Source organism: Xanthobacter autotrophicus (genome assembly GCF_029991245.1).
In the GTDB taxonomy this organism is placed as follows: Bacteria; Pseudomonadota; Alphaproteobacteria; order Rhizobiales; family Xanthobacteraceae; genus Xanthobacter; species Xanthobacter autotrophicus_C.
This window is the reverse complement of the sequence record NZ_JAIVFO010000118.1, coordinates 1-14,450: the sequence shown is the minus strand read 5'-3', so window position 1 is coordinate 14,450 and position 14,450 is coordinate 1. Positions and strand designations below refer to the sequence as shown.

9 protein-coding genes are annotated in these 14,450 nt (G+C 68.9%); 5 read left to right on the top strand and 4 right to left on the bottom strand.

The features are described 5' to 3' along the window. Nucleotides 1-144 precede the first annotated feature (144 nt). Nucleotides 145-2,475, bottom strand: coding sequence for a hydantoinase B/oxoprolinase family protein (locus K9U41_RS17310; protein WP_282642125.1), 2,331 nt, complete (start codon nucleotides 2,473-2,475; stop codon nucleotides 145-147). A gap of 219 nt (nucleotides 2,476-2,694) precedes the next feature. After that, the gene (locus K9U41_RS17305; protein ID WP_282642124.1) at nucleotides 2,695-4,848 is read right to left on the bottom strand and encodes a hydantoinase/oxoprolinase family protein; all 2,154 of its coding nucleotides are present in this window, start codon (nucleotides 4,846-4,848) and stop codon (nucleotides 2,695-2,697) included. A 432-nt stretch (nucleotides 4,849-5,280) separates the two neighbouring features. On the opposite strand from K9U41_RS17305, the gene K9U41_RS17300 reads away from it, so the two are divergent. After that, complete coding sequence (locus tag K9U41_RS17300) at nucleotides 5,281-7,182, top strand: sigma-54-dependent Fis family transcriptional regulator (protein WP_282642123.1); 1,902 nt, start codon at nucleotides 5,281-5,283, stop codon at nucleotides 7,180-7,182. A gap of 85 nt (nucleotides 7,183-7,267) precedes the next feature. Continuing rightward, on the top strand, nucleotides 7,268-7,804 hold the full coding sequence (locus K9U41_RS17295) for a glutathione peroxidase (protein WP_282642122.1): 537 nt from the start codon (nucleotides 7,268-7,270) through the stop codon (nucleotides 7,802-7,804). Between the two features lie 41 nt (nucleotides 7,805-7,845). Here K9U41_RS17295 and K9U41_RS17290 read toward each other — a convergent pair whose 3' ends face one another. Next, a complete protein-coding gene (locus tag K9U41_RS17290) occupies nucleotides 7,846-8,778 on the bottom strand; it encodes an ornithine cyclodeaminase family protein (protein WP_282642121.1) in 933 nt (310 codons plus the stop codon). 116 nt (nucleotides 8,779-8,894) lie between these two features. Between K9U41_RS17290 and K9U41_RS17285 the strand changes: the two genes are divergently transcribed. From K9U41_RS17285 to ligD, 3 genes are all read left to right on the top strand, one after another. Beyond that, nucleotides 8,895-9,194 carry a hypothetical protein gene (locus tag K9U41_RS17285; protein WP_282642120.1) on the top strand — a complete coding sequence of 100 codons (300 nt, stop codon included), beginning with the start codon at nucleotides 8,895-8,897 and terminating at the stop codon, nucleotides 9,192-9,194. Between the two features lie 97 nt (nucleotides 9,195-9,291). Beyond that, nucleotides 9,292-10,188 carry a Ku protein gene (locus tag K9U41_RS17280; RefSeq protein ID WP_282642119.1) on the top strand — a complete coding sequence of 299 codons (897 nt, stop codon included), beginning with the start codon at nucleotides 9,292-9,294 and terminating at the stop codon, nucleotides 10,186-10,188. Nucleotides 10,189-10,200: 12 nt separating this feature from the next. Continuing rightward, the gene (gene ligD, locus K9U41_RS17275) at nucleotides 10,201-12,714 is read left to right on the top strand and encodes a DNA ligase D (protein WP_282642118.1); all 2,514 of its coding nucleotides are present in this window, start codon (nucleotides 10,201-10,203) and stop codon (nucleotides 12,712-12,714) included. A 16-nt stretch (nucleotides 12,715-12,730) separates the two neighbouring features. Here the strand turns inward: ligD and amaB are convergent, their stop codons facing one another. Further along, on the bottom strand, nucleotides 12,731-14,299 hold the full coding sequence (gene amaB / locus K9U41_RS17270) for an L-piperidine-6-carboxylate dehydrogenase (protein ID WP_282642117.1): 1,569 nt from the start codon (nucleotides 14,297-14,299) through the stop codon (nucleotides 12,731-12,733). Nucleotides 14,300-14,450 lie beyond the last annotated feature (151 nt).

Genomic DNA, 14,450 nt, shown 5'->3' with positions numbered 1-14,450 from the left:
GGCTCCCCTCTCCCCTTGCGGGAGAGGGGTTGGGGGTGAGGGGGCTGGGTCCGCGCGCCGGGGCCAAAGAGCAGCGGACCCCTCACCCCGGCCCTCTCCCGCAAGGGGAGAGGGAGAAACGCGGCTGCTATGCCGGGGCGCGCTTCACTCCTCCACGAACTGCACCGTGTGCACGTCGGGCAGTTCGGAGATGTCCATGGAATAGCGCGAGCCGTAGGTGGGCACGCCGATCTCTTCCTCCGGCAGGGTCCAGCTGTCGGGCAGGGTCCAGAAGGCGCGGAAGTCCTTCTCGAAGCGCGGGCCGAGCTTGAAGGAGGCGGCGAACATCTGCCGCACCTGCGTGCCCGCATCCTTGGCGAGGATCTTCTCCCGCTCGCCCTTCATCCATTCGGAGACCGGAACGGACTTGGCGAGGCGATCCTTGCGGATCTGCGCGCGGGCGGCGGCGGTGGCGGCCTCGTCCACGCCATATTGCCCGTCCGCCCCCTTCCGCACCACGACGCCATAGACATCGCCGGCAAAGCGCTCCAGCACGTAGCCGCCGTTGATGTCGTCGGCCACCGCCTGCGGGTCGCGATCCAGCGGGTCGCCGAAGCCGGGGCCGCCGCGCATGTAGTTGAGATAGAGGTCGTAGTCGGAGAACATCTCCTCGGTGGTGATGGCCTGCTTGTCGCGCTTGATCTGGGCGTCGGGCAAAAGCGCATCCCAGGTGGGGTTCTCCGGGTCGGTATCGCCGCCGAGCGGGATCTCGGCGCCGGACGCGATCAGTTCCTTCAGGTTGGTCTTGTGGGCGGCGAAGCGATAGCCGGAGGCCGCCGGATAGCCGCCCATCAGCCCCCAGTCGGAGGAGATGTGGCCGTTGCCCATGAAGAACATGGTCCAGTCCTTGGCGTTCCAGACCATGCGCAGGCTCTCGAAGCCGCAGCCGCCGCGATACTTGCCGGAGCCGCCCGAGGACGCCTTGATCTGCCGGCCGAGATAGACCAGAGGCTCGGCCAGTTCCCAGATCTCCATGTCGCCCATGTCGCCTTCCGGATTCCAGATGGCGGCGGCGTGGGAGAGTCCGTCCTGCACCGCGGTGGCGCCGGTGCCGTTGGCGGCGCACTCGAACGAGTTCACGGCATGGATCTCGTCATACTGGTTGAAGCCGCCGCCCTGCAGCCAGTTGGAGGTGTTGGCATTGCCGGCGTTCACCTCCTCCAGGTAGCCGCGCCCGAAGTAGGAGCGCGACAGGCCGCGCCACAGGGCCGTCCAGGCCGACACCAGGAAGTGCCAGCTGTAGGAGAAGGCGACGCGGCGGTCGTCCGGGTTCATCCAGGTGCCCTTGGGCAGGCGGAACTCGGTGCCGTAGGCGGCGCCGTCATTGATCATCTCGGAGGGGATGAGGGTCTGGGTCATCATCACCCAGATGCCCGAGGTGAAGCTCACCTGATGGGCGTTGTAGGTGTGCCAGCCCCAGCGGCTCGATCCCTCGAAATCCAGCCGCCACGTGCCGTCCCGGCGGATGGTCATCTCGCAGGGGGCGTGCATGATGGTGTCGAGCTTGGCGAAGTCGGAGGGCACCCGCACGTCCTCATGGGCGTAGGGCACGTCCACGAAGCCCACCTGCCGGTAGGTGCCGGGGATGGTCATGGCCTTGATGCGGGCCTGGAGGCCAAGCCGGCCATGCTCCACCGCCTCGTAGGCGAACTTCCAGTAGGCCTCGATGCCCTCTTCCGCCACCACCTCTTCCACCAGCTTGCGGATCATGTGGCAGCCGGCGATGCGGGTGCGCTCATCCAGCATCCAGTAGCGGGTGGTGCGCACCATGCGCTGGCTCTCGTGCAGCCAGTCGCGGAACAGGATGTCGTTGGCGCCCACCTTGCGGCAGGTGATGGAATAGCCGTCGCCGAAGCGCTGCACCTGCCCGGTGGCCATGGAGCCCGGCCCCACCGCGCCGGTGTCGATGACGTGGGTGACGCCGCCCACCCAGCCGATCAGTTCACCTTCCCAGAAGATGGGAACGATGGTGTGGATGTCGCACGGGTGCACGTTCCCGATCAGGCTGTCGTTGTTGCAGAAAATGTCCCTGTCATGGACGCCGGGATTGGCCTCCCAATTGTTCTCGATCATGTATTTGATGGCCGCACCCATGGTTCCCACATGGATGATGATGCCGGTGGAGGTCAGAAGGCTGTCGCCCGCCGCGTTGTAGAGGGTAAAGCACAGTTCGCCCTCCTGCTCCACGATGGGGGAGGCAGCGATCTTCTTCGCGGTCTCGCGGGCATCCACCACGCCGGCGCGCAGGCGCGAGAACAGCTTGTTGTAGAGGATGGGCTCGCGCTCGCGCAGCTCCAGCGTCTTGAGGCCGGCATAATGGCCGGTGGCCTTGGTGGCGGCCATGAGGCGGTCGCGATGCTCTTTCAGCGTCTCGCCGCCGCGCACGATGCCGCGCGTCGCACCCTCGAGGGTGCTCTGGTTCACAGTGACGTTCATGGGGTCGTTTCCTTTGAGTTCTTTTGGGTTCATTTCCTTGGCATTGACCGGGATGCCAGTGAGGCGATGCTGCGTGAGTCCCCCTCTCCCCTTGCGGGAGAGGGGATGGGGGTGAGGGGTGACCGCTCTATGAAGCAGCGACGCCGGTTCGCGCGGCGGCATACCCCTCACCCCAGCCCTCTCCCACAGGGGGAGAGGGAGCAACCATCCTCAGCGCCCTCACACCTCGCGCAGGTGGAACAGGCGGTGGCCGTCGAGCCAGGTCTCGAAGCCGTTCGGCACCACGAAGGTGGTGGCGTCGGATTCGATCACGGCGGGACCCATCACCCGGTTGCCGGGGCGCAGGGATTCCATGCGGTAGAGCTGGGCATCCACCCACTTCTTCTTACGGTAGAACTTGCGGGTGCCGATCTTGGCGCTCTCGGGCGGGGTCTCGCCCTCCTCCGGCTCCTTGGGGATCTTGGGCTTGGGGATCGGCACCATGCCGCGCATGATGGCGCCGGTGACCGAATAGCCCAGCTCCGGCGAGCGGGCGGAGGCGGCATAGACCCGGCCATAGGTGGCGTTGAAGGCCTCGGTCAGCAGGTCCCAGTCCGCGGCGGTGTGCGCCTGCGCCAGCGGGCTCTCGATCTCCAGGTCGTTGAGCTGCCCGCGATACTGCATGCGGTAGCCGGGCTGGAGCGTCACCTGCTCCGGCGCATAGCCGTTCAGCTTGAACTCTTCGAGCACGTTCTTGGTCAGTTCCTCCCACGCCGCCTGGAGGGTGGCGGCCGCCTTCTCCTTGTCGGCATCGGGGGTTTCCGTCGGCATGTTGATGTCGAGGGACTTGTCGTAGCGATATTCAAAGTCCGCCGCCGCGCAGCCGAAGGCGGAGAAGCCCGCCGCCCAGGCCGGCACGATCACGTCCTCAAAGCCGAGGCCCTCCGTATAGCCATAGGTGTGCACCGGGCCGGCGCCGCCATAGGAGAAGCACACGAAGCTTTGCGGTGAATAGCCCTTGCCGGAGATCATGGAGCGCAGGTAATCGCGCAAATCGCTGTCGAGCAGCTCGATGACGCCGGCGGCGGCATCCTCCACCGACAGGCCGAGCGGGTCGGCGATCTGCTTTTTGATGGCATCCACCGAGCGCTGGCGGTCGAGCTTCACCGCCCCGCCGAGGAAGTTGTCGGGGTTGAGATAGCCGAGCACCATGTGGCAGTCGGAGATGGTCACGGTCTCGATGCCGCTCTCCTTCCAGCACACCCCCACCCGGTAGCCGGCCGAATCCGGGCCGAGCTTGATGGCGCGGGTATAGGGATCGAGCCGGATGAAGGAGCCGGCGCCGGCGCCAACCGAATCCATGGCCACCAGCGGCAGGGAAAGAACCAGCCGGGCCATGTCCGGGTCGTTCTTGATGGTCATCTCGCCCTGGGTGATCAGCGCCACGTCGAACGAGGTGCCGCCGATGTCCGAGCAGGCGATGTTCTTGTAGCCCAGCACCTCGCCGAGATACTTCGCGCCGATCACCCCGCCGATGGGGCCGGACACGATGGTGCGCGCCAGCTCCTTGGCCTTCCAGGAGATGGTGCCGCCGTGGGTCGCCATCACGCGGAAGTCGAACTTGGTGCCGCGCTCCTTGAAGGCATCGGAAATCTTCGACAGCGTCTGCCGCGAGGGCTCGGCCGCATAGCCTTCGAGGATGGTGGTGTTGGTGCGGTGGGTCTCCTTGCGCACCGGATAATAATCGGCGGAGGCGAAGACCGGGATGGTCTTGCCGCTCTTCGCCACTTCCTCCAGCACGATGTCGCGCACGCGGCGCTCGTTGACCGGGTTCTTGTAGGAATGCAGCAGCGAGATGACGATGCCTTCCGCATCGGCCGCAATCAGGTCGCGGGCGGCGGCGCGGGCGCTGTCCTCCCGCAGGGGGATCACCTGCGTGCCCATCATGTCGGTGCGCTCCACCACGCCGCGGGTCAGGTGGCGCGGCACCAGCGGCGGGTCGTAGCGGTGGGTGTTGAGGTGGATACGGTCCTCATAGGCGTAGCCGAGATGGCTCTGCACCGCGCGGCCCATGCGGTGGAAATCCTCCATGCCGCGATTGACGATGAGGCCGCATTTCAGCCCCTTGCGCTGGACCACGCGATTGAGCATCGCGGTGCCGGAATAGACGCCGGTCTGAAGCTGGGCCAGCGCCTCGTGGAGCGACATGCCCCAGTTGGCGAGCCCGTCTTCAGACGAGGCGATGAGGCCGAGGGCCTCGTTCTGGGGCGTGGACTGGGCCTTGCCGACGACGAAGTCGCCGTCCTGGTCCACGAAGAAAGTGTCCGTCATGGTGCCGCCGGCATCGATGCCGAGCACCTGGACGTTGCGCAGGTGTCCCACGGGAACGTTCACGCCGTTGTCCTCCCATTAATGCCGGCCTCACTTTTCGGTGCCGGCTCGCCATGGGAGTGGCAGGATGCGTGCCAGAGGCGATCAACTGTAGAAAATCGCGGATTCACCTGAATATTGTGCAACGCATCATGTAATATGGAAGAATTAGACTGTCCGGTTTCCGGACACTTGTTGTCCGGCCCCCTCGCGACTGCCGCGAACGACTGGGACGGCGCCCCGCGCGGGCCTTGCCCATGGCGCGAACTTGCGCTTATCTTGCCGACCAAGCCGCCGCCGACGGTGAAAACCGGCGGATAGAATGCGGCATTCAGGGAGTGAACCCGCCATCGGGCGCGGCGCCGGCGCATCAGCCGAGCGGGCGCGCGCGCTGGCCAACGGCTTAGGCGGCGCCTTTCGGGAACGCCGCGCCGCCCGGCCCGGAGGGCAGAGCTGGTGCCATATCGCGAGATTGCCCGCGCCTGGGAGGCGTTTCACCAGGACGGCGTCGCCTCATCCGTCGTCCGCCCCGCGGTGCTGGCCTCCTGGCAGCGCTCGCGCCAGCACGCCATCACGGCGAACCTCTCCGAAGCTCCCCTCGTGAGCGAGGCGGAGCTGCATCGCCGCCGGCAGCAGAACATGCGCCTCATCGCCGCCGCCCGCCCGGCCATGGACGAGGCGCGCCACCTGCTCTCCGACGCGCGCTCCATGCTGATCCTCACCGATACCGAGGGCACGATCCTCGAAACCGAGGGCGACGCGCGGGCGGTGGATACCGGCCAGGAAGTGAAGCTCCAGCGCGGCGGCCTGTGGTGCGAAGCGCAGATCGGCACCAACGCCATCGGCACTGCGCTCGCCTCCGGCCGGCCGGTGCAGATCCACGCCGCCGAGCATTTCTGCGCCAGCGTGCAGCGCTGGACCTGCGCCGCCGCCCCGGTGCGCCATCCCGGCCATGGCGCGGTGATCGGCGCGGTGGATGTCTCCGGCTCCACCGATACCTTCAACCCGCAGAACCTCGCCCATGCGGTGGCCCTCGCCCAGCAGATCGAGGCCGTGCTGGGCCGGCGCATGGAGATGGAGCACGAGCAGGTGCTGCGCCATTTCCTCTCCAAGCGCTCGCTCTGGCTGTCGGAAGAAATCCTCGCCTTCGGCCGTTCCGGCGCCCTCATCTATTCCACCGACCGCGCACTGAAGGAGGTGGCTCGTCGCAACGCGCGCTTCATCGCCGATGGCCGGCTGGAAGCACTCAACGACGTGGCGCCGGCGGCCTGGGCCGAGCGCGTCGCGGCCCTGCTGCCGGGCGCCAGCGTGGAGATCGTGCGCGAGGACGGCGAGGAGATCGGCGGCGTGGTGGTGCTGCACGCTCCCCGCAAGCCCCGCCCGATGCTGCGCGAGGCCACGCGGGAACCCGACGCCCTGCCCTTCGAAGCCATCGTGGGCGACAGCCCGGTGATGCGCGAGGTGCGGGAGAAGGCCCGGCGCATGGCCGAGAGCGGCCTTCCCATCCTGCTGGAAGGCGAGACCGGGGTTGGCAAGGAGGTGTTCGCCCGCGCCATCCATGGCGGGCGCGCGCCCTGCGGCCCGTTCGTGCCGCTCAATTGCGGCGGCCTGCCGCGGGACCTCATCGCCAGCGAGCTGTTCGGCTACGAGAAGGGCGCCTTCACCGGCGCCGACGCCGCCGGCAAGCAGGGCAAGGTGGAGGCGGCGGACGGCGGCCTGCTCTGCCTCGACGAGATCGGCGAGATGCCGCTGGAGCTGCAATCCTACCTGCTGCGGGTGCTGGAGGATGGCGTCGTCTACCGCGTCGGCGGGCATACGGGGCGGCGGGTCAATCTGCGCCTCGTGTCCATGACCAACCGCGACCTCTCCGGCGAGGTGGCGGCGGGGCGCTTCCGCAAGGACCTGTTCTATCGCATCGCGGCGCTGCGCCTGCGCATCCCGCCCCTGCGCGAGCGCGGCGAGGACGTGGCCTTGCTGCTCGATCATTTCGGCCACAGCGCCGCCGCCCGCGCCGGGCTTGCCCCGCCCCGCTTCTCGCCGGCCGCCCATGCGGCGCTCATGGCCTATGCCTGGCCCGGCAACGTGCGCGAGCTGCGCAACGTGGTGGACATGCTGGTGGCCATGGCCGGCACGGGGGGCGAGGACGGCGCGCTAATCGACATCGCCGACCTGCCGCAGGAGATCCGCGACGAAACCGTGGAGACGGCGCCCGCCACCGACCTCAGGGCGGTGGAGGAAGCGGCGATCCGCGCCGCGGTGGACGCCTGCGGCGGCAACCTTTCCCGCGCCGCCCGCCGCCTCGGCATCGCCCGCTCGACGCTCTACATGCGCCTGTCGGCGCTGGAACGTGGCGGCTGATCTCGTTACGGCGCGCGCGGTCTCGGCAGGGTACCGGAGGGCGTGCTAGCCTGCGCGCCGACACAACTCATCCCGGCAGGATCCCATGCCCCAGGCGCTGTACGATATCCCCCTGAAACGCATCGATGGTACCCCGGCGACCCTCGGCGACTTCGGGGGCAAGGTTCTCCTCGTGGTGAATGTCGCCTCCAAATGCGGGCTCACCCCGCAATATGCGGCGCTCGAAAAGCTGTATGCGGCGCGCCACGGCGACGGGCTCGAAATCCTCGGCTTCCCGGCCAATGATTTCGGCGCCCAGGAGCCTGGCACCGAGAGCGAGATCGCCAGCTTCTGCAGCCTCACCTATGGCGTCACCTTCCCCCTGTTCGAGAAGATCTCGGTGGTGGGCGCCAGCCGCCATCCGCTCTATGACGCGCTGGTGGCGGCCCGCCCCGAGACCTCCGACGAGGAAGGCCGGCGCCCCTCCGGCCGGAGCGCGTCCCCGTCCGATATCTCGTGGAATTTCGAGAAGTTCGTGGTGGGGCGCGACGGGCGCGTCATCGCCCGCTTCTCGCCGCGGGTGACGCCGGACGACCCCCGGCTCCTGCAGGCGCTCGACGCCGCGCTCGAAGCGAATGCCTGAAATCCGCGCCTGACGCCCTCTTGAGGAAGGCGTCGGGCGCCTCAGCCCGCCACCAGTTCCGCCGCCACAAGATCCTCCAGCGCCGCGCCCACGGACTTGAAGAGCGTCACGCTCTCGCTTTCCGTACGCCCCTCCTTCAGCCCGGCGCACAATTCGTGGAGGTCCGCCCGCACCAGGTCCTTCGACCAGCGCCCCGAGGCCACCGGCTGGAGCAGGTCGCCGGCTTCCGCCAGCGCGCCGCCATAGGTGTCCACATAGACGGCGCTTTTCGCCACGAGGTCGTCGTCGCTCTCGCGCATGGCGGGGGTGAAGGCGCCCACCAGGTCCACATGGGTGCCGGGCTTCACGTCCCGCCCCAGCACCAGCGGCTCCACCGAGGTGGTGGCGCAGGTGACGATGTCCGCCGCCCGCACCGCCGCCGACAGGTCCTCCGCCGGCTCGGCGGGAAGCCCCAGCGCCTTCAGCCGCGCCGCCATGTCCTGCGCCCGCGCCGGCGAGCGGCCCCACACCAGCACCCGGCTAATGGGCCGCACAAAGCAATGACCCTGGGCGAGGTGGAAGGCGAGGTGGCCCGTTCCCACGACCGTCAGCGTCTCGCTGTTCATGCGCGACAGGAAGGAGGACGCGAGCGCGGAGGTGGCGGCGGTACGCCGGTTGGTGAGGGCCTCGGCATCCAGGATCGCCTTCGGCACGCCGGTGGCGCCGTCGAACAGGACATAGAGCCCGTGCACCGAGCCCATGTTCCGCGCCGCATTGGCGGGAAAGATGTTGACGATCTTCACCCCCAGCGCCGCGCCGCGCCGCCAGGCCGGCATGGCGAGGAGATGGGCCGGCGCGCCCGCCTGCCCCACCTCATAGGACTGGCGCACCGGCGCCTCCACCTGCGCAGCCGCGAAGGCGGCGCCGAGGGCGGGCATCAGCCGCTCATAGCCCAGCGCGGCCTCCACCTCCGCCGCCTCGTACACCCGAACCATGGCTTCCTCCCGCCGGCACCTTTGCCAGACCGTAGAGCACGCGGCGCCTTTGGCCGCAACGGGCGCGGGAACCAAACGAGGCCGCAGCTACTTGGATCTGTAACAGGAGATCCGCCATGCAATACGAGCCACTGACCACCCAAAGCCTGAGGCGTTTCTTTCCCCGACTCTTGCCCCATGAAGGCGAAGTCTTTCAGGCGGCAGCTCATGATGGCCCATTGCTCGAATGGAGCAGGGCCGAAGACGGTGCCGAACTGCTCGGGTACAACGGCACCCCCCTCGTCCGCCTCGATTGCCGCGACCGGCGCTGGTTCTTCAGCCTGATCGGCTCCGATGCCACGCCCATCCGGTCCGGCTCGCGGGCCGAGGCCCGGCTTCTCGCCGAATGCTATGCGCGTCGTACCGCGCAGGCGTGAAGACCGCAGGCGTGAAGACGATCCTTGCCTGCGACGCCGCGCAGATGTGCCATCGGCGTGTGCAGCCGGAACGAGGGGTGACAAAGAGGGGTGACCCATGGCGCCACGTGCGAGCTGGAAAGGCTTTCTCACTATTGGCGCCGTGAGCTGCGGCGTCGCACTCTATGCGGCGGCATCGACCTCCGAGCGCATCTCGCTGCACATGGTCAGCCGCAAGAGCGGCCACCGCCTGCGCCGGCAGTTCGTGGACGAGGAGACCGGGCGCCCGGTGGAACCTGACGCCCAGGTGAAGGGCTACGAGGTGGCCAAGGGCGACTACGTCACGCTGGAAGCGGACGAGGTCGCCGCCGTGGTGCCCGAGAGCGACAAGACCATCGCCATCACCGCCTTCGTGCCCTGCGCCGACATCGACACCGTCTATCTCGACCGCCCCTATTTCCTCGCCCCCGTGGACAAGCCGAGCGCCGAGGCCTTCGCCCTCATCACGGCCGGCATGGCCGCCACCAAGGTGGCGGCGCTGGGCGAGGCGGTGCTGTTCCGCCGCGTGCGCAAGCTGCTGATCCGTCCGGACATGGACGGCGGCGCGCTGATCGCCGATACCCTGAGCTTCGACTACGAGGTACGTCCGGCCGAGGAGGCCTTCGCCGACGTGCCCGACGTGGACGTGACCGGCGAGATGCTGGACCTCGCCGCCCATATCATCCGCTCCAAGGCCGGCGTCTTCGATCCGGCCGCATTCGACGACCGCTACGAGAGCGCCCTCGCCGAGCTGGTGCGGGCGAAGCTGGAGGGCAAGCCCTTGCCCAAGGCGGCCCCGCGCCGGGAGGAGAAGGTGGTGGATTTGCTGGAGGCGTTGCGCGCCAGCGCAGCTGAAGGGGCCAAGGACACCAGGCGGGCTGACAAGGGCGGCAAGACTAAACCCGCCGGCCGCAAGGCTGCGGCGAAACCGGCCAAGGCGACCGGAAAGCCGGCCACCTCCCGCAAGGCAGGCTGAGGGAGGTGAGCCATGGCCGACCTCGACCTCTACCGCGCCAAACGGAATTTCACGACCACGCCCGAGCCTGAAGGCCGCAAGGGCCGCTCGGCGAAGGCGCCGGAAGGCGTGTTCGTGATCCAGAAGCACGCGGCGCGGCGGCTGCATTATGATTTCCGGCTGGAGATGGACGGCGTCCTGAAGAGCTGGGCCGTCACCCGCGGGCCAAGCCTTGTCGCCGGCGAGAAGCGGCTGGCGGTGCATGTGGAGGATCATCCCCTCGACTATGGATCCTTCGAGGGCACCATCCCGAAAGGCCAGTATGGCGGCGGCAGCGTCATCATCTGGGATCGCGGCACCTGGACGCCCGTGGGCGATCCCCGTGCCGCCTATGCCAAGGGCCACCTGGAATTCACCCTCGACGGGAACAAGCTGACGGGCCGCTGGCACCTGGTGCGCATGGCCGACCGCAAGGGCGAGAAGAAGGACAACTGGCTGCTCATCAAGGCCGAGGATGCTGCCGCGCGGCCCGAGGGCGCCCCAGACATTCTCATGGAAGCGCCCAAATCCGTCGTCTCGGGCCGCGAGGTGGGCGACCTCTCGTCCGGCGACGCGCCCCGGCGCAAGGCGGCGACGGCCCGCAAAGGCGCGGCCAGGAAGACCGCTCCGGCGCCGCCCCCCTCCTCCGACCTGCCCATTCCCAAAGGCGCAACGGCGGCGCCTCTGCCCGACTTCATTCCCCCTTGCCTCGCCACCCTTTCATCGCGCCCGCCAGCGGGGCGGCGCTACGTGCACGAGATCAAGTTCGACGGCTACCGCATCGAGGCGCGGATCGCAGGCGGAAAGGTGCGCCTGCTGACCCGCACCGGCCTCGACTGGACCGACCGCTTCGGCCCGAAGCTTGTCGCCGCGCTCGCCCGCCTGCCTGTCACCGATGCGCTCATCGACGGTGAGATCGTGGTGGAGGGCGGCAACGGCGCATCCGATTTCTCCGCGCTCCAGACCGACCTGAGCGAAGGGCGTACCGACCGCTTCACGTTTTTCGCCTTCGATCTCCTCCATTTGAACGGCCACGATCTGCGCGGCGTCCCCCTCCTTGCCCGCAAGGCGCTGCTGGAGCAGCTTATTCCCACGGAAGACGGGCTGCTGCGCTTCAGTGCCCATTTCACGGATGACGGCTCATTGGTGCTGGAACATGCCTGCCGCCTCAGCCTGGAAGGCGTCGTCTCCAAGCTCGGGGATGGGCGCTACCGCTCCGGCCGCTCACGCGACTGGATCAAGTCCAAGTGTTCGGAGCGGCAGGAATTCGTCATCGGCGGCTTCGTGCCCTCAACCACCGCACGCAAGGCCATCGGCTCGCTGGTGCTGGGGGTGTTCGAAAAGGGCGGGCTGGTGCATGTGGGGCGCGTCGGCACCGGCTTCACCCACAAGATGGCCGACGCGCTTTTCGCGCTGCTCGCGCCCGATGCCGTCGACAAAAGCCCCTTCTCCGGCCCACTGGAAGCGGAAGCGACGCGCGGCGTGGTCTTCGTCACCCCGAAGCATGTGGCGGAGGTGGAGTTCCGCGCCTGGACCGGCGATGGCCACCTGCGCCACGCGTCCTTCCGGGGCCTGCGCGACGACAAGCCGGCCGCCGACGTGGTGCGCGAGGCGCCCGCCGCGACCGCCGATCCGGAGCCGCCGCCGGCACGGCGCGTGCGCCTCACCCATCCCGACCGGGTCTACTGGCCGGATGTGGGCCTGACCAAGGAGGGGCTGGCGGATTGTTACGCCGAGGTCTGGCGGCACATGGCCCCGTTCGTGGCTGGCCGCCCGCTCGCGCTGCTGCGCTGTCCGGAGGGCATCGACGGCCCCCACTTCTTCCAGAAGCACCCGTGGAAGGGCCTCGACCGCAACATCCTGCAGATCCCCGACCCGAAGGCGAAGGACGAGGCGCCCTATCTCGCCATCCGCGACCTCGACGGGCTCACCGCCCTGGTGCAGGGCGCGGCACTGGAGATCCATCCCTTCGGCGCGCCCGTGGCCGACTGGGAACGGCCCGACACGCTGATCATGGACCTCGACCCCGGCGAAGGCGTCCCCTGGCCGGAGGTGATCGCCTGCGCCCAAGAGGTCCGCACACGGCTCGAAGCCGTGGGTCTGGCCGCCTTCGTGAAGACCTCGGGCGGCAAGGGGCTGCACGTCTGCGCGCCGCTCCGGCCCGGGGCGGACTGGCCGACGCTGAAGGCCTTCACCAAAGCGATGGCGCAGGCCATGGCCGCCGACAGTCCACAACGCTACGTGGCGAGCATCGCCAAGGCGAAGCGCAAGGGACGCATCCTCATCGATTATCTGCGCAACCAGCGCGGCGCCACGGCCGTTGCACCCTATTCCACGCGGGCGCGGCCGGGGGCGGCCGTCTCCATGCCCTTGTCATGGGACGAGCTGACGCCGGAGATCGGCCCGCAGCACTTCACCGCCTTGAACGCACCCGGCCGGCTCGCGCATCTGGCGCACGACCCGTGGGGCGACTTCCGCAAGGCCGCCGCGCCGCTGCCGAAGGGGTGAGCCATCTGTCGAGGGATCACCCCACGTCGAACGTCACGCCCTGGGCGAGCGGCAGGGTGGAGCCGTAGTTGATGGTGTTGGTGGCGCGCCGCATATAGGCCTTCCAGCTGTCGGAGCCGGCCTCGCGCCCGCCGCCGGTCTCCTTCTCGCCGCCGAAGGCGCCGCCGATCTCCGCGCCCGAGGGGCCGATATTCACGTTGGCGATGCCGCAATCCGAGCCGGCGACGGAGAGGAAGCGCTCCGCCTCGCGCAGGTCCGTGGTGAAGATGGACGAGGCAAGGCCCTGCGGCACCGCATTCTGGAGCCCGATCGCCTCGTCGAGAGCCCCATGGCGCATCACATAAAGGATGGGCGCGAAGGTCTCGGCGGCCACGCAATCGGCCTGGAACGGCATCTCCACCAAAGCGGGGCGCACGTAATAGGCGTCCAGCGCGTCCTCCGCGCCGAGCCGCTCGCCGCCGGTGACGACACCGCCGGCGGCGCGGGCATCCTCCAGCGCCGCCTGCATGGCCGTGTAGGCGTCCCCATCGATGAGCGGCCCCACCAGCGTGCCTGCCTCCCGCGGATCGCCCACCGGCACCGAGCCGTAGGCCTGGCGGAGCCGGGGCACCAGCGCGTCATAGATGCTCTCATGCACGAAGAGGCGGCGCAGGCTGGTGCAGCGCTGGCCGGCCGTGCCCATGGCGGCGAAGGCCACCGCCCGCAGGGTCAGGTCCAGATCGGCGGAGGGGCAGACGATGGCGGCATTGTTGCCGCCCAGTTCCAGGATGGCCCGCCCGAACCGCCGCGCGATGCGGGGCGCCACCGCCCGGCCCATGGCGGTGGAGCCGGTGGCCGAGACCACGCCAACGCGCGGGTCGTCCACCAACGCCTCGCCCGCCTCGCGCCCGCCCAGCACAAGGGTGGCGAGCCCCTCCGGCACACCGCCGAAGCGGGTCACGGCGCGGGCGAAGATGGCGTCCACCGCGAGCGCGGTGAGCGGGGTCTTCTCCGACGGCTTCCACACCACCGCATTGCCGCACACCAGGGCCAGCGCCGCATTCCACGACCACACCGCCACCGGGAAGTTGAAGGCCGAGATGACGCCCACCACCCCCATGGGGTGCCAGGTCTCCATCATGCGGTGGTCGGGCCGCTCGGTGGCGATGGTGAGGCCGTGGAGCTGGCGCGAGAGGCCGGTGGCGAAATCGCAGATGTCGATCATCTCCTGCACTTCGCCTGCGCCTTCGGAGGCGATCTTCCCCGCCTCCAGCGTCACCAGCGCGGCAAGGTCGGCCTTGGCGGCGCGCAGTTCCTCCCCCAGCAACCGCACCAGTTCGCCCCGGCGCGGCGCCGGCACGCTGCGCCACTGAAGAAATGCGGCATGGGCCCGGCCGATGGCGGCCTCCGCCGGGTCGGTGCCCGGATCGGCCTCGGCAAGATCGGCCGCCGACCCGGAAAGGGCACCCCAATGGGCCACCACCTCCCCGGTAAGGGGCGAATGCGCGGCGTTCGGGCCCGACAGGCGTTCCTGCGCAACCCCCAGCCGCTCCAGGACCGCCCTGACCTCGGCCGCGATCTCGCCGGTGCGGGGGAAGCTCGCCATCGCCGTCTCCTCCTTTGTGATTCATTCCCTTGTAGCCGCGGCGGCCGCCACCGGGAACCGGCCGCGATGCACGTCGTTGGTCTGGCGGGAGGGCACGCCGCGGCGTGCCCGAAAACCCGTGGAGAACCACATGCCCCACACCAGCCCACCC